Source organism: Nonomuraea fuscirosea (assembly GCF_035917475.1).
In the GTDB taxonomy this organism is placed as follows: domain Bacteria; phylum Actinomycetota; class Actinomycetes; order Streptosporangiales; family Streptosporangiaceae; genus Nonomuraea; species Nonomuraea fuscirosea.
This window is the reverse complement of sequence record NZ_CP109074.1, coordinates 7,607,701-7,627,824: the sequence shown is the minus strand read 5'-3', so window position 1 is coordinate 7,627,824 and position 20,124 is coordinate 7,607,701. Positions and strand designations below refer to the sequence as shown.

The 20,124-nt window shown below is 71.0% G+C and carries 21 protein-coding genes and 1 pseudogene; 9 read left to right on the top strand and 13 right to left on the bottom strand.

Going from position 1 to position 20,124, the window contains the following annotated elements:
- The first annotated feature begins 1 nt into the window (after nucleotide 1).
- Complete coding sequence (locus OIE67_RS34685) at nucleotides 2–604, top strand: TetR/AcrR family transcriptional regulator (protein ID WP_326628449.1); 603 nt, start codon at nucleotides 2–4, stop codon at nucleotides 602–604.
- Nucleotides 605–711: 107 nt separating this feature from the next.
- Here the strand turns inward: OIE67_RS34685 and OIE67_RS34680 are convergent, their stop codons facing one another.
- Together OIE67_RS34680 and OIE67_RS34675 are read right to left on the bottom strand one after the other, a co-directional pair.
- A complete protein-coding gene (locus OIE67_RS34680; protein ID WP_326628447.1) occupies nucleotides 712–1,035 on the bottom strand; it encodes a PadR family transcriptional regulator in 324 nt (107 codons plus the stop codon).
- A gap of 24 nt (nucleotides 1,036–1,059) precedes the next feature.
- The gene (locus tag OIE67_RS34675) at nucleotides 1,060–1,752 is read right to left on the bottom strand and encodes a TetR/AcrR family transcriptional regulator (RefSeq protein ID WP_326628445.1); all 693 of its coding nucleotides are present in this window, start codon (nucleotides 1,750–1,752) and stop codon (nucleotides 1,060–1,062) included.
- A gap of 120 nt (nucleotides 1,753–1,872) precedes the next feature.
- Between OIE67_RS34675 and OIE67_RS34670 the strand changes: the two genes are divergently transcribed.
- Both OIE67_RS34670 and OIE67_RS34665 read left to right on the top strand, forming a co-directional pair.
- Nucleotides 1,873–2,226, top strand: a complete 354-nt coding sequence (locus OIE67_RS34670; RefSeq protein ID WP_326628443.1) for a YrdB family protein — start codon at nucleotides 1,873–1,875, stop codon at nucleotides 2,224–2,226.
- Nucleotides 2,227–2,252: 26 nt separating this feature from the next.
- Complete coding sequence (locus OIE67_RS34665; protein WP_326628441.1) at nucleotides 2,253–3,140, top strand: Gfo/Idh/MocA family protein; 888 nt, start codon at nucleotides 2,253–2,255, stop codon at nucleotides 3,138–3,140.
- A gap of 68 nt (nucleotides 3,141–3,208) precedes the next feature.
- Here OIE67_RS34665 and OIE67_RS34660 read toward each other — a convergent pair whose 3' ends face one another.
- Nucleotides 3,209–4,033 carry a trypsin-like serine peptidase gene (locus tag OIE67_RS34660; protein WP_326628438.1) on the bottom strand — a complete coding sequence of 275 codons (825 nt, stop codon included), beginning with the start codon at nucleotides 4,031–4,033 and terminating at the stop codon, nucleotides 3,209–3,211.
- Between the two features lie 168 nt (nucleotides 4,034–4,201).
- Complete coding sequence (gene tnpA / locus OIE67_RS34655; RefSeq protein ID WP_326628436.1) at nucleotides 4,202–4,618, bottom strand: IS200/IS605 family transposase; 417 nt, start codon at nucleotides 4,616–4,618, stop codon at nucleotides 4,202–4,204.
- 43 nt (nucleotides 4,619–4,661) lie between these two features.
- Between tnpA and OIE67_RS34650 the strand changes: the two are divergent.
- Both OIE67_RS34650 and OIE67_RS34645 read left to right on the top strand, forming a co-directional pair.
- Nucleotides 4,662–4,757, top strand: a pseudogene (locus tag OIE67_RS34650) (hypothetical protein); the annotation flags it as partial.
- Between the two features lie 91 nt (nucleotides 4,758–4,848).
- The gene (locus OIE67_RS34645; protein WP_326628434.1) at nucleotides 4,849–5,748 is read left to right on the top strand and encodes an RNA-guided endonuclease InsQ/TnpB family protein; all 900 of its coding nucleotides are present in this window, start codon (nucleotides 4,849–4,851) and stop codon (nucleotides 5,746–5,748) included.
- 44 nt (nucleotides 5,749–5,792) lie between these two features.
- Here the strand turns inward: OIE67_RS34645 and OIE67_RS34640 are convergent, their stop codons facing one another.
- The 3 genes from OIE67_RS34640 to OIE67_RS34630 all read right to left on the bottom strand — a co-directional run bounded on the left by OIE67_RS34640 (nucleotide 5,793) and on the right by OIE67_RS34630 (nucleotide 9,316).
- The gene (locus OIE67_RS34640; protein WP_326628432.1) at nucleotides 5,793–6,797 is read right to left on the bottom strand and encodes an acetamidase/formamidase family protein; all 1,005 of its coding nucleotides are present in this window, start codon (nucleotides 6,795–6,797) and stop codon (nucleotides 5,793–5,795) included.
- Complete coding sequence (locus tag OIE67_RS34635; protein ID WP_326628430.1) at nucleotides 6,794–8,161, bottom strand: APC family permease; 1,368 nt, start codon at nucleotides 8,159–8,161, stop codon at nucleotides 6,794–6,796. Before OIE67_RS34635 ends, OIE67_RS34640 begins: the two co-directional genes overlap by 4 nt.
- 84 nt (nucleotides 8,162–8,245) lie before the next feature.
- Nucleotides 8,246–9,316, bottom strand: coding sequence for a substrate-binding domain-containing protein (locus tag OIE67_RS34630; RefSeq protein ID WP_326645541.1), 1,071 nt, complete (start codon nucleotides 9,314–9,316; stop codon nucleotides 8,246–8,248).
- A 56-nt stretch (nucleotides 9,317–9,372) separates the two neighbouring features.
- On the opposite strand from OIE67_RS34630, the gene OIE67_RS34625 reads away from it, so the two are divergent.
- Entirely contained in the window at nucleotides 9,373–9,819 is a 447-nt protein-coding gene (locus OIE67_RS34625) for a MarR family winged helix-turn-helix transcriptional regulator (protein ID WP_106236062.1), read from the top strand.
- A gap of 53 nt (nucleotides 9,820–9,872) precedes the next feature.
- On the opposite strand, the gene OIE67_RS34620 is transcribed toward OIE67_RS34625, so the two are convergent.
- Both OIE67_RS34620 and OIE67_RS34615 read right to left on the bottom strand, forming a co-directional pair.
- Complete coding sequence (locus OIE67_RS34620) at nucleotides 9,873–10,076, bottom strand: hypothetical protein (protein ID WP_326628427.1); 204 nt, start codon at nucleotides 10,074–10,076, stop codon at nucleotides 9,873–9,875.
- A gap of 80 nt (nucleotides 10,077–10,156) precedes the next feature.
- Nucleotides 10,157–11,434, bottom strand: a complete 1,278-nt coding sequence (locus OIE67_RS34615; protein WP_326628425.1) for a Glu/Leu/Phe/Val family dehydrogenase — start codon at nucleotides 11,432–11,434, stop codon at nucleotides 10,157–10,159.
- A 231-nt stretch (nucleotides 11,435–11,665) separates the two neighbouring features.
- On the opposite strand from OIE67_RS34615, the gene OIE67_RS34610 reads away from it, so the two are divergent.
- Together OIE67_RS34610 and OIE67_RS34605 are read left to right on the top strand one after the other, a co-directional pair.
- Nucleotides 11,666–13,201, top strand: coding sequence for a DUF7800 domain-containing protein (locus OIE67_RS34610; protein WP_435876035.1), 1,536 nt, complete (start codon nucleotides 11,666–11,668; stop codon nucleotides 13,199–13,201).
- Between the two features lie 5 nt (nucleotides 13,202–13,206).
- Nucleotides 13,207–13,917, top strand: a complete 711-nt coding sequence (locus OIE67_RS34605; protein ID WP_326628422.1) for a class I SAM-dependent methyltransferase — start codon at nucleotides 13,207–13,209, stop codon at nucleotides 13,915–13,917.
- Between the two features lie 87 nt (nucleotides 13,918–14,004).
- Here OIE67_RS34605 and rocD read toward each other — a convergent pair whose 3' ends face one another.
- From rocD to OIE67_RS34590, 3 genes are all read right to left on the bottom strand, one after another.
- Entirely contained in the window at nucleotides 14,005–15,222 is a 1,218-nt protein-coding gene (gene rocD, locus OIE67_RS34600) for an ornithine--oxo-acid transaminase (protein ID WP_326628419.1), read from the bottom strand.
- A gap of 2 nt (nucleotides 15,223–15,224) precedes the next feature.
- On the bottom strand, nucleotides 15,225–16,022 hold the full coding sequence (gene ddaH / locus OIE67_RS34595) for a dimethylargininase (RefSeq protein ID WP_326628417.1): 798 nt from the start codon (nucleotides 16,020–16,022) through the stop codon (nucleotides 15,225–15,227).
- A gap of 123 nt (nucleotides 16,023–16,145) precedes the next feature.
- A complete protein-coding gene (locus OIE67_RS34590; RefSeq protein ID WP_326628416.1) occupies nucleotides 16,146–16,631 on the bottom strand; it encodes an Lrp/AsnC family transcriptional regulator in 486 nt (161 codons plus the stop codon).
- A gap of 125 nt (nucleotides 16,632–16,756) precedes the next feature.
- Here OIE67_RS34590 and OIE67_RS34585 point away from each other — a divergent pair, with 125 nt between their 5' ends.
- Nucleotides 16,757–19,120 carry a GH1 family beta-glucosidase gene (locus tag OIE67_RS34585; protein ID WP_326628414.1) on the top strand — a complete coding sequence of 788 codons (2,364 nt, stop codon included), beginning with the start codon at nucleotides 16,757–16,759 and terminating at the stop codon, nucleotides 19,118–19,120.
- A 7-nt stretch (nucleotides 19,121–19,127) separates the two neighbouring features.
- On the opposite strand, the gene OIE67_RS34580 is transcribed toward OIE67_RS34585, so the two are convergent.
- Nucleotides 19,128–20,084: an isopenicillin N synthase family dioxygenase gene (locus OIE67_RS34580; protein WP_326628412.1), complete on the bottom strand. Its 957-nt coding sequence runs from the start codon at nucleotides 20,082–20,084 to the stop codon at nucleotides 19,128–19,130.
- Between the last annotated feature and the right edge of the window lie 40 nt (nucleotides 20,085–20,124).

Here is a 20,124-nt window from a genome sequence, read left to right as displayed (position 1 = left end):
CATGGTGACCGACCATCGCAAGCAGCCGCGCCGCCGGGGCGAGGCGCTGAGCGCCGCCATCTTCCAGGCCACGCTTGACGAGCTGTCCGAGGTCGGTTACGCCGGGCTGACCATGGAGGGCGTCGCCGAGCGGGCGAGGGCCAGCAAGGCCTCGCTCTACCGGCGCTGGCCCAGCCGCATCGAGCTGGTGATGGAGGCGGTCTACCGGTCGATGCCGTCGCCCGGCTCCTCGCCCGACACCGGCAACCTGCGCGACGATCTGGTGGCCCTGCTGACCATCACCGCCGACGCCCTGTCGGGCCCGGCGGGCGAGGCGATGCGCGGGCTGCTGGGCGAGGCGCTGCGCGGCGAGTCACCGCTGCGCACCATGCGGCGCACCACGCAGGGCAGGGGCAGGCGGCTGATGGAGGAGGTGGTGCGGCGGGCGGTCGAGCGCGGCGAGGTGGCGTCGTCGGACGTCACGCCGCGCCGCCTCGACTCCGGTCACGCCCTGCTGCGCCACCACTTCCTCTTCGAGGGCCTGCCGTTCCCCGACGGCCTCGTCGTCCAGATCGTGGACGAGGTCCTCGTCCCGCTGTTCAAGCCGCCCCGGGCGGACCGCTGACGGGGTGAGCAGGTCGCCCGATCAAGCCGCCCCGGGTGGACCGCTGACGGGGTGGGCAGGTCGCCCGAGAGGAGCGCCCCGCCTCGGGGGACGCGGCCGTGCGGGTGTCATGCCGGCTTCAGAGCCACGCGGTCGCCCCCCGCCCGTTCGATCCGGCGCAGCAGGTCGAGCTGCTCGCGCAGCGCGTCACGCCCCGCCTCGGTGATCCGGTACGGCCGGTGCCGCTCCACCGACTGCACGGCCTCGATCAGGCCGTCCTCCGCCAGCCGCATCAGCGTCCCGTACAGGGTGCCGGGCTCCAGCGAGGTCCCCGAGAACTCCTCGATGTCGCCGATCATGCGATATCCGTGCTTCTGCCCCTCCGCGAGGCTGATGAGCACCAGCAGCGCCACGTCCGCGCAACGGCTGAGCTCTTGGTTCCCGCGAGCCATCCACTCAGTAAAAGTGAGTACGGGTCACTGGGCAAGACCCATCGTCTCGGCCATGGTCAGCATCGAGTGCCCGAAGGCCGTGCGCCGGTGCTCGATGGTGTTGTTGAACTGACCGAACACCTCGAAGTTGACCCAGCCGTACATCGCGGTCCACGCGGTGACCGCACGCCAGATCACCGCGTCGGGGACGCCCGGCATGAGCTCGCGCAGAGCGGCCGCGTCCGGCTCCAGCTCCTTCGGCGCCTCCGCCTCGGGGGCGCGCACCGCGCCCGCCTGCCAGGCGTCGCGGATGATGCCGGCCAGCACGGTGAGGTCGCGTACGCGGGCCGGGATCGTGTCCTGCGGCGCCTGGTAGCCGGGCACGGGGGAGCCGTAGATCAGCGCGTATTCGTGCGGGTGCGCCACCGCCCAGTCGCGCACGCCGTGGCAGGCCGCCAGCCACCGCCCGAGGTGGTCGGCGCGCGGGGCCGCCGCCTCGGCCTGCTCGACGGCCTCGCCGAGCGCGTTGTAGCCGTCGATGATCAGCGTGGTGAGCAGGTCGTCGCGGCTCGGGAAATAGCGGTAGATGGCCGAGGAGACCATGCCCATCTCCCGCGCGACGGCCCGCAGTGACAGGCCGCCCGCCCCTTCGGTGGCGAGCCGGCGCCGTGCGATGTCGGTGATCTCTTTGGTGAGTTCGGCCCTGACCCGTTCTCTGGCGGTACGGCTGGCTGTCATGTGCGCACATTACCAGAGCGCCGCAAGCAAACGAGAGCACCGCTCTTGACGATTGGTGCTCTTTTGAGAGAGCATTGCTCTCGAAACGGAACGCCGGAACGTTGAACCACGGAGGCCCCCATGCTCGCCCTCGCCAAGCACGCCAACGCCCTGCTGATGTTCCTGCTGGAGCTCGGCGTGCTGGCCTCCGTCGCGTACTGGGGGTTCACGCTCAGCCCGAACTGGGCCGTCAAGCTCCTGGCCGGGCTCGGCGGACCGGCCCTGTTCATCGGCGCCTGGGCGCTGTTCGGGGCCGGTGGCGGCGAGAACGCCGTCTACCCGCTGACGGGCCTGGCCCGCGCCGCCCTGGAGATCCTCTGGTTCGGCGGCGGCGCCCTGGCGCTCTACGCCTCCGGGCTGGTCACCCCCGCCGTCGTCTTCGCCGCGCTGTTCGTCGTCAACGCGCTCCTGCGCCTGCTCTGGAGCCAGAACTGAGCGCGCGGTACGGCTACGCTCGACGCGTGAAGACAGCCATGATCGGCCTGGGCGACATCGCGGAGAAGGCCTACCTGCCCGTGCTGGCCGCCCAGCCCGCCCTCGACCTGCACCTGTGCACCCGCGACGAGGCCAGGCTCGACCGGCTCGGCGACGCCCACCGCGTCGCCGCCCGGTTCACCCGCGTCGACGAGGTGATCAAGGCCGGGGTCGAGGCGGCGTTCGTGCACGCCGCCACCGAGGCCCATGCCGAGATCGTCGAGCCGCTGCTCGAAGCCGGGATCCACGTCTACGTCGACAAGCCGATCGCCTACACCCTGGCCGAGTCCGAGCGTCTGGTACGCCTGGCCAGGACCGCCGGCCGGTCGCTGATGGTCGGCTTCAACCGCCGCCACGCCCCCGGCTACGTCTCGCTGGCCGCCCATCCCCGGCATCTGGTCGTCATGGAGAAGAACCGGCACAACCTGCCCGACACCCCGCGCCTGGCCGTCTTCGACGACTTCATCCACGTCGCCGACACGCTCAGGTTCCTCGCCCCCGGCGAGGTCACCGGCACCACGATCAGGACCCGCGTCCGTGACGGGCTCATCGAGCACATCGTCCTGGAGCTGTCGGGCGACGGTTTCACCGCACTCGGCGTGATGAACAGGGTGAGCGGCGCGAGCGAGGAGACCTGCGAGGCGATGGGCGACGGCCGCAAGCGCCGCGTGATCAACCTCGGCGACGTCGTCGACTACCAGGGCGGCGAGGGGCTGGCCAGGCGGCCCGACTGGGTGCCGGTGGCCAGGCAGCGCGGCATCGAGCAGATCTGCCTGGAGTTCCTGGCCGCCGTGCGAGACGGCCGCCGGATCGACGCGGGCGACGCCCTGGCCACCCACGCCCTCTGCGAGCAGATCGTCACCCAGGCGACCTGACCCGCCCCGGCCGGGCGGGCAGAGCGAAAGGTCCGCGACCCGGCCACGCGGCCGCGGGTGAGCGCGGGTCAGCCGGTCGGGGTGAGCAGGCGCATCGCGCGGTCGGCCCTGGCCAGCATCCGGCCGAACCGGTCGCCCAGCCGGGTCAGCACCGTGTAGCCCTTGGCGTCGCTCAGCGGGCTGGAGGACGACACGACGCCCGCCACCGACCCCCCGTACAACGCGGGCCCGCCGCTGCCGCCCGCGGCGGCGTGGCAGTTGCGGGTGACCATCAGCCCCGGCCCTTCCGAGACGCCTTCGACGGTGTCGCCCACGCACCGGTACATCTTGGTGCCCGGATAACCCCGGCCCACCGGATAGCCGAGCAGCTCCAGCCCGCGCAGCTCGGTGCCCCTGGCCGTGGGCATGGGCGGCAGCCCGCGCCCGGTCACGTCCTCCAGCGGGCGCTTGCGGCGCTCGACCCCGACCAGCCCCACGTCGTACGGCAGCAGCTCGGAGGAGAACGGCCTGCTGCGCCAGCGCGCCGGCACCCACGTGCGCACGACGGGCCAGACCCCCAGCGGCGGCCGGCCCCTGTCGTAGCCCGGCAGGAACGCCAGCCGCCTGAGCAGCCGCCCGTCGTGATAGAGGCAGTGCGCCGCCGTCAGCACCAGGCTGCGGCTGCGCGTGCCGATCACCGTGCCCCCGCACAGCACGTCCGTCTTCGCGACGGGGTCGCGGCCGAGCAGCACCCCGGTCAGCCGCCGCGGCCCCGTGTAGGGGCGCGGGACCGGCGCGTAGCCCAGGCGGTCGCCGTCAGGCGTCAGCACGCGGGGAACGGGCACGTTGCGTTGGGACACCTCGGTGAGGGCGGCTGGATCGAGCAGGACCAGAGAGAGCACCAACCTGAGCACCGTTCCACTCTAAGGGGAAGATGATCAATGTTCTGACCTGCGACATCAATGTTTGCCGAAGGTCTGCAGAAAGCCTCGGCCTTCAGACCGGGATGGATGTGGTCCCCGAAGGGGGTGCCCCGCCTCCGGCGGGGCGTTGCGGGGCGCGTGGCGCGGATCCTGAAGCGGTCAGGTGGGGCGGCGCTGTCGTTCGATGTATGTCTTGATGAGGGTGTGCGGGGCTTCGCCGCAGGATGCGGCGAGGTAGGACGGCGACCAGAAGGGGCCCTTCATGGGGACGTGGTTGAGGTGGCCGGTGAACTCTCTGCGCGGGTAGAGGGATGAGACGCCCTTGAGGGGTTTGACGAGCTTGGAGACGGCCATCTTGGGTGGGTAGTGGACGAGCAGGTGGACGTGGTCGTCTGCGCCGTTGAACTCGCGTAGTTCGGCTTCGAAGTTGTCGCATACCTCGATCATGATCTCTTCGCAGCGGCGTAGCATCCCGTCGTTGAAGACGTTTCGCCGGCATCTGGTCACGAAGACCAGATGGACGTGCATCGCGGAAACCACATGTCTGCCTCGCCGGTATTCCACGTCCTGACTCATAGACCACTTGTTAATGTGTTCGAGTTGGTGAAGGTGCGGGCAGGTGGCAGGGAAGGGGCGTCTGGCTGTGCTGGCGGGGCGGAAGTATCGCGCGGACTTCGACCCCGGGCAGCGGATCTTCGCTGAGCGGTTGGGCGGGATCTGCCGCAGCGTGTGGAACACCGGTCTCCAGCAGCGCCGCGAGTATCGCAAGCGGGGCGTTTCGGATGTCGCGTCCGCTGGGTGGAGTGGTGAAATCGGCGACCGTCTCCCTCGACGGGATGCATTGGTTCATCAGCTTCCTTGTCGAGGACGGGCTGGGCCAGGTCGAACACCACGTGCGTGCCGAGCGGAAGGTCGGGGTGGACCGGGGCGTGGTCACCGCCGCCGTCACCTCCGACGGGGAGTTCTTCGATCGTCGCCACGCCACCGCCGATGGTGTCTCCAGCCGGGTGATACCTTCGGCCGCCAAGAAGGACCGGACATCCGATCTGGGCTATCTCACTCGCGGTGAAGCAGAACGGTATCCGCGGCTGCAGCGTCGGCTGGCCCGCAGCGCGAAGGGCTCCAAGCGGCGCAAGGCGATCATCGCTCGGCTGGGTGAGATCATGCGCCGGGTCAGATGGCGGCGTGGCGACTTCAACGCCCAGACCGCGCACCGTCTTACCCGCGACTACGGCGTGGTGATCCTCGAAGACTTGAAGACGACGAACCTGACCAGCGCCGCGCGGCCGAAACCCGACCCCGGCCGCCCTGGCGCTTTCCTGCCCAACGGGCGGGCCGCGAAGTCCGGCCTGAACAAGGCGATCTTGGACAAGGGCTGGTACGGGTTGGAGATCGCGCTGCGGTCCAAGGCTCGCTACACCGGGACGGTGATCGCTGAGGTTCCGGCCCCGTACACCTCACAGACCTGCCCGGCACCGGCCTGCGGGGTGGTGGATGGGAAGAGCCGCAAGAGCCAAGCACTCTTCTCCTGCACCGCCTGCGGGCATACCGAGCACGCCGACATCGTCGGGGCCAAGAACACGCTAGCGAAGTATCAGGCGGCCGGGCTGGTCGTCTCAGGGCGTGGAGACCCATCCGGGTCCGTGAAGCGTCAAGCACCCCGTTCCACAGCACGGGCCGCGCCAGCGGCACGAACTGCCGCGTGAGCGGCACGGGAACCTCCGTCCTTCAGGGCGGAGAGCAAGTCAACCTATCTTGTGTACGCCGAACCCAGGGCCCGCAGCCGCTCGTGCGCCGACTCGTAGACCGCCGCCCGGCCGAGATACTCCTTGGGCATCTTGGCGACCATCGTGTAGTTGGTGTCGCACACGTTGCCGACCGGCGCCTGCCCGGCCTGGCTGACGAGCTGGTAGGCGTCCAGCGTGTCCAGCCCGGTCAGCTCGGAGGCCCAGGTGACGAGGTCGTGCTGGCTGATCCGGTACGCGTCCTCCAGCGGCCTGGCCGAGCCCGTGGACATCAGGTGCAGGTCGTCCTCCAGCCGGGGCCACGGCGTGGCCACGCCCTTGATCAGCTCGACCGCGACCACGGTGTTCATCGCCGACTCCACCGCCGTGCCGCACACCTCGCCGTGCCCCTGCCGCCCGTGCCCGTCGCCGATCGAGAACAGGCCGCCCTCGACGTTGACGCCCAGGTAGACGGTGACGCCCGCGCGCAGCTCGGGGGTGTCCATGTTGCCGCCGTGCGCGTCGGGGGTGATCGTCATGCGGGCCTCGTTCGCGCCGGGGGCCACGCCGACCGTGCCGTGCATCGGGTCGAGCGGCAGCGCCACGCTGAAGTCGCTGTTGCGCGCGTGGTAGACGGCCACGCCCCGGCCGAGGTCGATGTCGTAGCGCCAGACGCGCTCCTCCAGCGGCGGCTGGAGCATGGCCGTGGTGTGCGTGCCGGTCAGCGCGCCGAAGTGGGGGAACGTCGTGGACACCGCCCAGTCCCTGGCCGGGGTGATGGAGACGAAGTGCAGCGCCAGGGTGTCGCCCGGCTCGGCGCCCTCCACATGGAAGGGCCCGGTCACGGGATTGAGGTAGGGGAACTCGCACACCCGCGAGGGCAGGTCGTCCACGCTCCTGACCAGGCCGCCGAAGCAGTCCTCCGTGTACAGCTCCATGATCGTGCCCGGCCGCACCTTGCCGACGGGCGCGCGCCCGCCGAAGGTGTAGCTCAGTTCCTCAGGGGCGGGACGGTAGGAGACGACGTTCACATGACCTCCTTGGGAAGGACGGGCCCGCGGCCCGACAGGTACGACAGGCCGAGGACGACGAGGCCGAGGGCCAGCCAGATGCCGCCGACCCACTGGGCCGCGACGTTCTGGTTGATCACCACGGCCACCAGGATGCCGAAGCCGATCACCGGCGCGACCAGGTGCGCCCAGTAGTCGCGGCTGCCCTGCCTGATCGCGTAGTGGACGACCACGGCCACGTGCAGCAGCAGGAAGGCGGTCATGGCGCCGAAGTTGACCAGCGAGGTCAGCTCCCCGGCGCCCTGCTCCCTGGTGCTCATGAACAGGCCCACGGCCAGCGATATACCCGCCACCGCGAACGTCGCGTTGACCGGTACCTGCCGCTTCGGGTCCACCTTGGCCAGGAATCCGGGCAACTGCCGGTCGCGGGCCATGGCGAACAGCAGCCGCGAGGTGGCCGCCTGCGCGACCAGCGAGTTGGCGAAGCCCCAGGCGATGGCGGTGGCCACGGCGGTGAGCACCGCCAGCCACTGCCCTCCGGCGAACGCGGCGGTGTCGTAGAAGGCGTTGCCGGTGAGGTCGCCCTCGGCGATCAGCTTGTCCCTGCCGGGGGTGAGCAGCGCCGCCACCCAGGTCTGAACCACGAACAGCACGGCCGCGACGCCGAGCGCGGCGAGCATGGAACGGCCGAGGCGCCTGGCGTCCTCGCGGTTCTCCTCCGCCAGCGTGGAGATGCCGTCGAAGCCGAGGAACGACAGCACGGCCACCGACGCGGCCGCGAACATGACGCTCCAGGTGAAGGAGGAGGACTCGAAGATCGGGGAGAACGCGCCCGCCTGGCCCTTGCCCTGGGCCAGCGCGACGACGCCGGCCACGAGGAAGATCGCCAGCACGGCCAGCTCGGCGACCAGCATGACCCGGGTGATCCTGGCCGTCATCTGGATGCCCAGGTAGTTGATGCCGGTGTTGAGCAGCACGAACATGACCAGCCAGGCCCAGACGGGGATCGCCGGCACGAAGGAGTGCATGGCGCCGCTGGCGATCAGGTAGAGCAGCGAGGGCACGAGGACGTAGTCCAGCAGGATCGCCCAGCCGGCCATGAACCCGACCGGAGCCGCGATGCCGCGCCCGGCGTAGGTGTAGACCGATCCGGCCATCGGGAAGGCCCGCGCCATCTGCGCGTACGACAGCGCCGTGAACGCCATCGCCAGCAGCCCGATCACGTACGCCAGCGCCACCATCCCGTGCGAGGTGGAGAAGACGTAGCCGAAGATGCCGAAGGGCGCGATCGGCACCATGAAGATCAGGCCGTAGATCATCAGGTCGGCGAAGCCGAGCGTGCGCTTCAGCTCCTGCCGGTAGCCGAACTGTTCGATGGTGCTCATGGACGGCTCCTTGCTGCCTGGGGGGCTGCGCGGGGTGCTTGAGGGCTGCCCGGGGGGCGTTTCGCACCTTAGAGCCAAAGCTTTCTATTGAAAAGGTTTCTCTAGAAAGAAACTCAGGCCGTCGGCCCGGCCCAGGTGGACGGGGTGGCGGACCTGCCGGTCGAGCAGCGTGACCGTGCCGCGCGCGCTCGTGATCGTGGCCCCGTCGGCCGCCGCGTCGAGCGCCGGCACCGCCAGCGAGCCGGCCCGCGCGCTCAGGGCGGCCAGCATGGCCACCGCCTCGTAGCAGCCGTGGCCGTGGGCGTTGAGCAAAGGGGCGTCCTGGCCGAACCTGGCCGCGTACCGCTGTGCGAAGCCGAGGCCGGCCGTGGTGGGCAGGTCACGGAAGTAACCCATGGAGGCGTACAGGCCGCCCGTCGCGTCGCCGCCGATGCCGAGCAGGCCGTGCTCCTCCAGCGCGCCGCACAGCCGGGCCGCGCTCAGGCCGGAGTCCGCGTACGCGCGGTTGAATTCGATCAGGTCGCTGCCGATCAGCGTCAGCAGGATGGCGTCCGGCCTGGCCTCGGCCACCCGCTCCAGCAGGGGCGCCGCACCGCCGTTCGCGACCAGGCTCTCGCCGACCACGCTCGCCCCCGCCTCCCGCAGTCTCCCGCGGGCGCTGGCGTGCACCAGGCGCGGCCAGATGTAGTCGTTGCCGAGCAGGTACCAGCGGCGTGCCCGCCGGGCGCCGGCCAGCCACTCGATGCCGGGGGCGAGCTGCCGGTCGGGGGTCTCGCCCAGGAAGTAGACACCGGGCGCCCGGCCTCCTCCTTCGTACGGCGGCGCGTACACGAACGGCACCCGCCCCGCGATCGCGGCCACCACCTCCACCCGCACGTCGCTCGCGTGCGCCCCGACCGCGGCCCGCACCGTGCCCGACCGCACCAGATCCGCCACCTCGGCGGCCACCACCCGCGCGGGACGCCCGCCGTCGACCAGGACCAGCTCGATCGGCCGGCCCAGCACGCCGCCCCGGTCGTTGACCTCCTCGGCGGCCAGCACGGCGCAGTTGATCGCGCACGGGCCCATGAGGCCCAGCACGCCCGAGACGGGCACGATCAGCGCGACCCTGACCGAGCCCGACGGGAGGAGTCGTGCCTCGAAGGGATCGACCATCGGCGCCACGCCGACGAGTATCCTCCCTTCTAGCTCCCCGACGAAAGGACCTTGCGATGACCACCTCCGGGCTGGGGTCCTCACTCGCCTACCTGCTCAGCCGTGCGGAGCGGGGCGTCAACCGCGGGCTGGCCGCGGTGCTCGCCGGCGAGGACGTCACGGTCGAGCAGTGGCGCATCATGCGGGCCCTGGCCGACGGCCGCGGCGAGTCGATGGGCGAGCTGGCCGCGGCCGTGCTCATGCCGCACCCCACGCTGACCAAGGCCGTCGACCGGCTCATCGACCGGGCGCTGGTCTACCGGGGACCGGCGAAGGGCGACCGGCGGCGGGTGGCGGTGTTCGTCTCCGAACGCGGCGCCGAGCTGCTGGCGCGGGTGGACGGCACGGTGGCCGAGCAGCAGGGGGAGATCGCGCGGGCGTTCGGGCAGGAACGCACCGAGCAGCTCATGCGCGACCTGGAGGGCCTGGTCGAGGCGCTCGACTACGCCGAGCTCAAGCTCTGACCGCCCGCACGAAGCTGCGGTCGTCCGCGCGGACGGTGCTCAGCGCGGACGCCTCACCGATCCTCGCGCTTCTTGCTCGTGTCGGCCGCGATCAACGCCACCAGCCCGGCCGCGGCCACGCCCAGGTAGGCCGGCAGCGGCAGGTCGACGAGCCGGTGCAGGAAGCCCCACTCGCTGTCGAACCACATCCGCCCGACGAATCCGGCGACGCCCTGGATGACGGCGATCACGCCGACGATGTTGATGATGCCTCTCATGCGCATCACGATGCGGCACGAGGCCCGCCCAGGGCATCGAACCTTGGGCGGGCCTCCTGCTACTTAAGTAGGTCGCACGGTCACGGGTACAGGCCGCGCATCTGGTGCGCCTCGGCCACCCGGCTCACGCCGATGACGTGCGCCGCCTGCCTGAGCGTCAGCCCGCGGTCCGCGGCCGCGGCCGTGACCTCGGCGTAGGCGGCCAGCATGAGCTCGCGCAGCTTCAGCTCGACGTCGCCCGAGCTCCACGAGTAGGCCTGCATGTTCTGCACCCACTCCAGGTACGACACGATCACCCCGCCGGCGTTGGCCAGGATGTCGGGCACGACCGTGGTGCCGTTCGCGGCGAGGATCTCGTCCGCCTGGGGCGTGACGGGCCCGTTGGCGCCCTCGACGATCAGGCGGGCGCGCACCCGGGGCGCGTTGGCCTCGGTGATCGCGCCTTCGAGCGCGGCCGGGACCAGGACGTCCACGTCCAGCTCGAACAGGTCCTCACGAGGCAGCTCGTCGGCCTGGTGGAACCCGCGCACGCCGCCCGACTCGGCCGTCCAGGCGCGCAGGCGGGCGACGTCGAGGCCGGCCGCGTTGTAGACGGCGCCGCTGACGTCGGAGACCGCCACCACCTTGCAGCCCGCGTCGGCCAGGTATTGGGCGGCCGGGCCGCCCACCTTGCCGAAGCCCTGCACGGCCACGGTCACGCCCTCGGGTGAGCGGCCGAGCGCGGCCAGCGTCGCGATCTGCACGCCCCGCGAGGTCGCGCCCGCGCGTCCCAGCGAGCCGCCCAGCGTCGTCGGCTTGCCGGTGACCACGCCGGGCACCGAGTAGCCGGTGTTGACGCTGTAGGTGTCCATGATCCAGGCCATGGTCCGCTCGTCGGTGCCGACGTCGGGGGCCGGGATGTCCTTCTCCGGGCCGATCAGCGGCAGGATCTCGTTGACGTAGCGGCGGGTCAGCCGTTCGAGTTCGCGGGTGGTGAGCCCGGTCGGATCCACGGCCACGCCGCCTTTGGCGCCGCCGTACGGGATGCCGACCAGTGCGCACTTCCACGTCATCCACATCGCGAGCGCGGTGACCTCGTGGATGTCGACGGCGGGATGAAACCGCAGCCCGCCCTTGGCGGGGCCGCGTGAGACGTTGTGCTGCACCCGGTAGCCCTGGACGACGTCCAGGCGTCCGTCCTCGCGGCGCACCGGGACCGAGACGGTCAGGGAGCGGCGGGGCGTGGCCAGCATCGTGCGGAGCCCGTCGTCGAGCCCGAGATGTTCGGCGGCCCGGTCGAGCTGGTGCAGCGCGGAGTCGAGGGCCTGACGGCCCGGGGTGATCAGGGCCGGCGTCGTTGACGGCACCATGATGCTCATGGAAGAACTTCCTCCCGATATGTACGCCCTTTTTACCGGAATAGGCGCCGTTGCCTCTCCCTTTTGGGCGTTGATGTCACGATCATCCTAGAGCGGGGCGTTTGACCTTGCCGAGTTTTGGTAGAAATCGAAGCCGTTGATCGGATGTGGCGGACCGCGCCACTCTGGCAGGCTTGCGCACGAGAGTGTGACGGAACGTCGAACCAGGAGGTTTGTCCATTGCCCGCACTGGTGGTGGGGCCGATGCTGCGGTATGTCGACTCCGAAAGCGCGTCGATCTGGGTGGAGACCGCCGAGCCCTGCACGGTCGCCGTTGAGGCGGGAGGCAGGACTTACCGGTCGCCCACCTTCACCGTGCACGGTCACCACTACGCGATCGTGGATCTCGTCGAGTTGTCCCAGGATATCGCGTCGTACACGGTGGAGCTCGACGGGGAGCGGGTTTGGCCGATGGCGGGTCGCCCGCCGTCCCGGATCAGGCTGCTGCCCCGGGAAGGGGTGCGCCGGCTGGCGTTCGGATCGTGCCGCACCAGCGTGCCCCACGACGCCGCGCACGTGCGTTCCCACGGTGACGACGTCCTGCGCGCCTTCGGCGAGCACCTCCCCGAGGCCGGCGAGGACGAGTGGCCCGACCTGCTGCTGCTCCTCGGCGACCAGGTCTACGCCGACAACCCCTCGCCCGACATGCTGGCCTACATCCGCTCCCGCAGGGACACCGAGCCGCAGGGTGAGATCGCCGACTTCGAGGAGTACGCCGAGCTCTACCGTCAGGCATGGACCGAGACCGAGATCCGGTGGCTGCTGTCCACCGTGCCGAGCGCGATGATCTTCGACGACCACGACCTGCGCGACGACTGGAACACCTCGCAGCCCTGGCGCGAGCAGATGGCCAGGACGTCGTGGTGGCGCCGCCGGGTGGTGGCCGGGCTCGGGGCGTACTGGATCTACCAGCACCTCGGCAACCTCTCGCCCGCCGAGCGGGCGGAGGACCCGCTGCTGCGCAAGCTGATGGAGGGCGACGGCGGGCAGGCCCTCGACGCCTTCGCCGACAAGGCCGACGCCGAGCCCACCAGCAACCGCTGGAGCTACGCCCGCGACCTCGGCCCGGCCCGGCTCATCATGGTCGACACCCGGTGCGCCAGGCAGCTCACGCCCGGCAACCGCCGCATGCTCGACGCGGACGAGTGGGCCTGGCTGGAGGGTCAGGTCGGCCGCCCGGCCGAGCAGCTGATCATCGGCTCGTCGATCCCGTTCCTGCTGCCCGAGGGCGTCCACGGCGTGCAGAACTGGAACGAGGCCCTGAGCGACGGCAAGTGGGGGCCCGCGGTGCGGCGATGGTCGGAGACGTTCCGGCAGGCCATCGACCTGGAGCACTGGGCGGCGTTCCGGCGCTCGTTCGAGGACCTGGCCCGGCTGCTGATCGGGCTGGGCAAGCCGGTGATGATCCTGTCGGGCGACGTGCACTACTCCTACCTGGCCAAAGCCGACCGGGGGCCCGTCTTCCAGATCGTCTGCTCGCCGATCCGCAACCCGCTCAGCCGCATGCTGCGCTGGGCCAACGTGTTCACCCAGTTCTCGATCGCGACCCTGGTGGGCGGCCTGCTGGCGCGCTCGGCGGGCATCCCGCGCCCGCCGTTCCGCTGGCGGATCACGAAGGGCCCGCTGTTCCAGAACGCGCTCGCCGTGCTGACCCTGCCCGACGAGGTCACCTGGTACGGCTCCACCGGCGAGGTGGTCAAGCCGATCGACTCCGCCCGCCTACGCTGATCTCCATGGATGCCAACGCCGTCGCCGTACCCTTCTACGACCTCTGGCACGAGGACGGGCACGTGCCGCTGATCCGTGAGCTGCTGCCGCCCCTGCTGGCCGGGGTGCGGCGCGGGGTGATCGAGATCGGTGCCGGCACGGGCCTGATCACCGACGTGATCGCCCGCGCCACCCCGGCCGAGATCTACGCCGTCGAGCCGTCGCTCGGCATGCGTTCCGTGCTCGTCTCCCGGCTGGCCCAGGACCCGCCGACACTCCGGCGGGTGACCGTGCTGCCGTGCGGGGCCCTCGACGTGGACGTGGACGAGCCGGTCGAGGCCGTGGTGATGATCTCGGTGCTGCAGAGCTTCTCCGCCGCCGAACGGGCCGAGCTGTGGCGGGTGCTGGCCAGGCAGCTGGAGCCGGGCGGGCGGCTGCTGTTCAACTGGCGGCAGCGGGGCGCGGCCGTGCCGGGGGAGCTCGTGTCCATGGGCTCCTATCCGGTGGGGCGGCACACGTACGAGGTGGCCGGGCAGGTGCTCGACGCCTCGGGGGAGAGCGTCACCTCGCGCTTCGTCTACCGGACCAGGCAGCGCGGCGTGGTGGTGAGCGAGGACGAGGTGGTCTCCACCAGCCACTGGCCGGCCGGGGAGGTCCTGGTGGCCGAGCTGAAGGAGCAGGGGTTCGTCGCCGAGGACGCGCCCGACGGCATGCAGGTGTGGTCGCTGCCCGCATGACATGCCGGGAGCCCGGCCACCACGGGTGGCCGGGCCCCTGCCGCCTCCTGCCGCTCCGCCGGGCCCACCGGCGCTACGGCTGCCCTGCTACGGGTGCTGCAGGTCGTAGACGGCGTCGGTGAACTGGTCGATCGCCCAGAGCAGGTCCTCCTCCGAGATGACGATCGGCGGCGCCAGCCGGATCGTGGACCCGTGCGTGTCCTTGGCCAGCACGCCCCGCTTCAGCAGCGCCTTCGAGACCTCGCGGCCGGTGCCCAGGTCGGGGTGGATGTCCACGCCCGCCCACAGCCCGCGCCCGCGCACCGCGACCACTCCGCCCTTGCCGACCAGGTCGCGCAGCCGCGTGTGCAGCAGCTCGCCCAGCTTGGCGGCCCTGGCCTGGATCTCGCCGGTGGCCAGGATCTCGATCACCGCGTTGGCCACCGCGCACGCCAGCGGGTTGCCGCCGAACGTGGAGCCGTGCTGGCCGGGGTGGATGACCCCGAGCACGTCCCGGTTGGCCGCGACGGCCGAGACCGGGACGACGCCGCCGCCCAGCGCCTTGCCCAGGACGTACATGTCGGGCACGACGCCCTCGAAGTCGCACGCGAACGTCTGGCCCGTGCGCCCCAGCCCCGACTGGACCTCGTCGGCGATCATCAGGATGCCCTGGGCCGTGCACAGCTGCCGCACCTCGCCCAGGTAACCGTCCGGCGGCACCAGCACCCCGGCCTCGCCCTGGATCGGCTCGACCAGCACCCCGACCGTGTTCGCGTCCACGGCCTGCCTGATCGCCTCGATGTCGCCGTAGCGGACGACGCGGAAGCCCGGCGTGTACGGGCCGAAGTTGTCGTGCGCGTCGGGGTCGGTGGAGAAGCTGACGATCGTGGTGGTCCGGCCGTGGAAGTTGCCCTCCATCACGATGATGTTGGCCTGGTCCGGCTCGACGCCCTTGACCTCGTAGCCCCACTTGCGCGCCACCTTGATGGCGGTCTCCACCGCCTCGGCGCCGGTGTTCATGGGCAGGACCAGGTCCTTGCCGGTGAGGTCGCCCAGCCCGGCGCAGAACTGCGCGAACTGGTCGTGGTAGAAGGCGCGGCTGGTCAGCGTCAGCCGTTCGAGCTGCTCCTTCGCGGCCTGGATGATCTTCGGATGGCCGTGGCCGAAGTTGAGCGAGGAGTAGCCGGACAGGCAGTCCAGATACCGCTTGCCGTCGACGTCGGTGACCCAGGCGCCGTGCGCCTCGTGGATCACCACGGGCAGTGGATGGTAGTTGTGCGCGCTGCGGCGCTCGCTCACTTCGATCAGCTCTGCGCTGGTGGTCATGATCAGTTCTCCCCCCTGATCTCAAGTGTGCAGCACTTGGGGCCGCCGCCCGCCTTACGCAGCTCCGACAGATCGACCGGGATCACCTCGTAGCCGCGCCGCTTGAGCTCCAGTTGCAGATCGGAGGCCTCGGCGTTGACGACCACGTTCGTGCCGTCGCTGACCGCGTTCAGCCCGAGCACCTCGGCGTCGCGGTCCGTCGCGATCACCGCGTCGGGGAACATGCGGCGCAGCACCGCGAGGCTCCCCGGCGAGAAGGCGGCGGGGTAGTAGCCGACGTTGTGCCCGTCGATCGGGAACAGCGCCGTGTCGAGGTGGTAGAACCGCGGGTCCACCAGCGTCAGCGAGACGACGGGCCGGCCCAGGTATTCCTGCGCCTCCTGGTGGGCGACCACGTCCGTGCGGAAGCCCGTGCCGGCCAGGATGACGTCGTCGAGGGTGAGGAAGTCGCCCTCGCCCTCGTTGACGTGGGACGGTTCGAGCGCCTCGTAGCCGCGGTCGGTGAACCAGCGCAGGTATGCCGGGCCCTCGGCGGTGCGCTGCGGGTAGGCGAAGCGCGCGCCGTAGACGCGGCCGCCCACGACCAGGGCGCCGTTCGCGGCGAACACCATGTCGGGCAGCCCCTCGATCGGGTCGATCAGGCTCACCTGGTGTCCGAGCTCCTCGTACGCCGACTTGAGGCCCTCCCACTGCCGGACCGCCACGTCACGGTCCGCTCCGGCCTCGGGACGCATCCACGGATTGATCGTGTACTCGACCGTGAAGTAGTCCGGGCGGCACATGAGGAAGTGTTTGGGCATGCAACGCTCCAACGGGTCGTAACCAGGGAAAACCCCCTTCAGGGGACGCGCCCAGCCTAGGAATTCCCGATTGGGCAAGCCAAGGGGTTGACATTGCGTCTTGCCGCCGATCGGTTGCGTCTTTCACCCGGTCGAGGGGGATTCGTTGCGCACCTCGGGCACGGACGGGTTGTGAGTTGCGTCCACCAGCCGCGACAGCACGATGGCGCTCTTCGTCCGCACCACGAACGTCTCCGCCGCGATGCGCTCGATCACCCGTTCGACGTGCCGCACGTCCGTCGCCCTGATGTGCAGGAGCGCGTCCGCCTCGCCGGTGATCGTGGCCGCGCCCACGACCTCGGGGAACCTGGCCACGGCCAGCGCGATGTCCGACGGCTTCGTCTTGCCCTGGCAGAACAGCTCCACGTACGCCTCGGTCGTCCAGCCGAGCGCCTGCGGCGCCACCCGCGCGCTGAACCCGGTGATCGCCCCCAGCTCGCGCAGCCGGTCCACCCGCCGCTTGACCGCCGAGGCGCTCAGCCCGACCCGGTGGCCGATCTCGGCGTAGGTCTGGCGGGCGTCGTCCACGAGCGCCGCGATGATGTCACGATCGAGCCGGTCCAGTTCCACGCGCTCTGTATACCGCCTGGCCAGGCTGGCGCGCGACGAGCGGCACGCGGGAGACTGGGCGGGGCGGGCGGCGACCCCCGTCGAGCGCCGCCCCTTCGACTTGTGACCGGAAGGTATTTCGCAGCATGACTATCGCCGGCTTTCCCGAGGATTTCGTCTGGGGAGTGTCCACCTCGGCCTTCCAGATCGAGGGGGCGACCTCCGCCGACGGCCGCACCCCGTCGATCTGGGACACCTTCACCGCCGACCGGGCGGAGGCGTGCGACCATTACCACCGCTATCCCGAAGACGTGCGGCTGATGAAAGAGCTGGGCATGGCCGCCTACCGGTTCTCGGTGAGCTGGACGCGGGTCTTTCCCGACGACTCGGGAAAGGTCAACCAGGCCGGGCTCGACTTCTACGACAGATTGGTCGACGAGCTGACCGGCGCGGGCATCACGCCGTACGCCACGCTTTATCACTGGGATCTGCCGCAATGGGCCGAGGACGCGGGCGGCTGGCCCGCGCGGGACACGGCCTGTCGTTTCGCCGACTACGCCGCCGCCGTGCACGAGCGGCTCGGCGACCGGGTCGGCACCTGGTTCACGCTGAACGAGCCGTGGGTGGCGGCCTTCCTCGGCTACGGCTCCGGCGTGCACGCGCCGGGCCGCGCGTCGGCCCCCGACGCCTTCCGCGCCGCCCACCACATGCTGCTCGCGCACGGCCTGGGCGTGCGGGCCCTGCGCGACGCCGGAGCCGCCGAGGTCGGCGCCGTGCTCAACATCTCGCCCGTGATGACGCCGGCCCAGGTCAGCGACTTCGGCAGGACGCTGTCGGAGGAGGACGCCGAGGCCGTCGCGCGGATCGACGCCCTGGTCAACCGGCAGTTCCTCGAACCGATGCTGCGCGGCGCCTATCCCGCCGAGCTGCTGGAGATCGCCGAGCGACACGGCGGTCTCGGCCACGTGCGCGACGGGGACCTCGACGTCATCGCCCAGCCGCTCGACCTGCTCGGCGTCAACTACTACACCCCGCTGGTCGTCCAGGCCCAGCCGAGCGAGCCCGCCGGCGCGGCCTTTCCCGGCAGCGAGGGAATCCTCTTCTGCACCATTCCCACGGCCGTCACCGCCATGGGCTGGCCGATCGTGCCCAACTGCCTCGCGCTGCTCCTCGACCGCCTTTCCGGCGAATATCCCGACCTCGACCTCATGATCACCGAGAACGGCGCCGACTTCGTGGACGTGGTGACCGGCGACGGCATTCACGACGTCGACCGGATCAGCTTCGTCGAGGAACACCTGCGGGCTTTGCGGGGCGCCGTCGAGAAAGGCGCGAAAGTACGCGGATATCTCGTCTGGACGCTGCTCGACAATCTCGAATGGGCCGACGGATACCAGCGCAAGTTCGGTCTCGTGCACGTCGATTTCGCCACCCAGAAACGCCGGTTGAAGGACAGCGCGCTGTGGTACCGCGACGTCATCAGCCGCAACGGCCTGACCGAGGCCCGGCCCAAGCGCCCGACCCTGGAGACGGTGGCCGCCCGCGCCGGGGTGTCGAGGGCCACCGTCTCGCGCGTCGTCAACGGGGAGTCGTCGGTCAGCTCCGAGGTGCGGTTCGCCGTGATGCGGGCCGTCAGGGAGATCGGCTACGTGCCCAACGCCGCCGCCCGCAGCCTCGTCACCCGCCGCACCAACGCCGTCGCCCTCGTGCTGTCCGTGCCCCGCCAGGGCGGTGACGCGCTGACGGCCGCTGTCGTCCAGTCCGTCGTCCAGTACGTCACCAGCCTGCTGGAGGGCGCCGGCAAGCAGATCACGCTCATGCTGGCCGACACGGCCGAGAGTCATCGCCGCATCGTCGCGCACGTCGAGGGGCGGCTGGCGGACGGGGTCGTGCTGCTGCCGCCCGACCGGGGCGACACCCTCGCCGAGCGGCTCTCGCGCACCGAGGTGCCGGTCGTGCTGCTGGGCAAGCCGCCCATCGCGTCGATGGTCCCGTACGTGGACGTGGACAACGCGGGCGGCGCGGCGGCCGCCACCGACCACCTCGTCTCGCTCGGCCGGCGGCGCATCGGCATGATCTGCGGCCCCATGGACCTGGTCACCGTGCAGGACCGGCTGGCCGGCCACCGTACGGCACTGCGGCGGGCGGGCCTCCGCCCGCACCTGGCCGTGGCCGACGACCTCACCCGCGCGGCGGGGGAGGCCGCCACCCACCGTCTCCTCGGCGACCACCCGTCGTTGGACGCCGTCTTCGCCGCCACCGACCAGCTCGCCATCGGAGCGCTCACGGCGGCGCGGGAGGCCGGCCGGCGGGTGCCGGAGGACCTGGCGGTCGTCGGCTTCGACGACGTGGACGCCGCCTCGGCCACCACCCCGGCGCTGACCACCGTCCGCGTCCCGGTCGCCGACCAGGCGCTCGCGCTGGCCCGGCTGCTGCTGTCACGCCTGGAGGGACGGCACACCACCTCCGTCGTGCTCCCCGCCCGGCTCGTCGTGCGCGAGTCGGCCTGAGGGCGGCTCAGAGTTGCTGCTCGAAGAGGCGGGGGAAGACCTTGGAGACCTTGGACAGCAGGTACTCGCCGTACGTGCCGGTGAAGTCCACCTGGCCGTCCCACCGGCGTCCGGGGGCGTAGGGGAGGGGCGGGACCTCGCTGTCCCAGCCGGGGTCGAAGAAGAACGGGAAGCTGAGGCGCTCGTTGCCGCTGCGGTTGCGGACTCGGTGCGGGGTGGAGCGGTAGTGGCCGGCGGTGAGCTTGTCGAGCATGTCGCCGATGTTGCACACGAACGTGCCCGGCACCGGGGGCGCGTCGATCCAGCCGGATCGCGTACGGACCTGCAGGCCGCCGTTGGCGTCCTGGAGGAGCAGGGTGAGCAGGCCGTAGTCGGTGTGCTCGCCCACGCCCCAGCCGTCGTCGTCAGGCGGGCTCGGCGGGTAGTGGAAGATCCGGAACAGGACGGTCGGGTCGGCGGTGCAGCCCGTACGGAAGTAGTCCTCGTCCAGGCCCAGGCTGAGCGCGATCCCGCTCATGACCGCCTGCCCGAGCTCCGTCATCCGGCGCAGGTACGCCAGCACCGCCTCGCGCAGCTCGGGGACCTGCTCGGGGAAGAGGTTGGGGCCGTGCAGCGGCAGCGTGCCCGCCGGTTCCTCGGCGCCGAAGTAGACGCCCTCCTTCAGGTCCGGACGGCCTGAGGTCAGCTCGCCGCCGACTGGGAAGAAGCCGCGCCAGGCCCGGCCGCCCCGCTCCATCCGGATCTCGTCCTTCACCTCTTCCGGCAGGGCGAAGAAGCGCCGGGCGGCGGCGTCGAGCCGGTCGACGAGCTCGGCCGGCATGCCGTGACCCGAGACGTAGAAGAAGCCGCTCTCCCGGCAGGCCGCCCCGATCTCCTCCGCGACCCGCTGCCTGCCCGCTTCTGACTCAGGGCCGGCTGCGGCGGCGAGGAGGGGCGACACATCGATCACCGGCAAAGCGCTCACCCGCACCATTGTTCCCCAAATCGCCCGGGTATCCATGGCC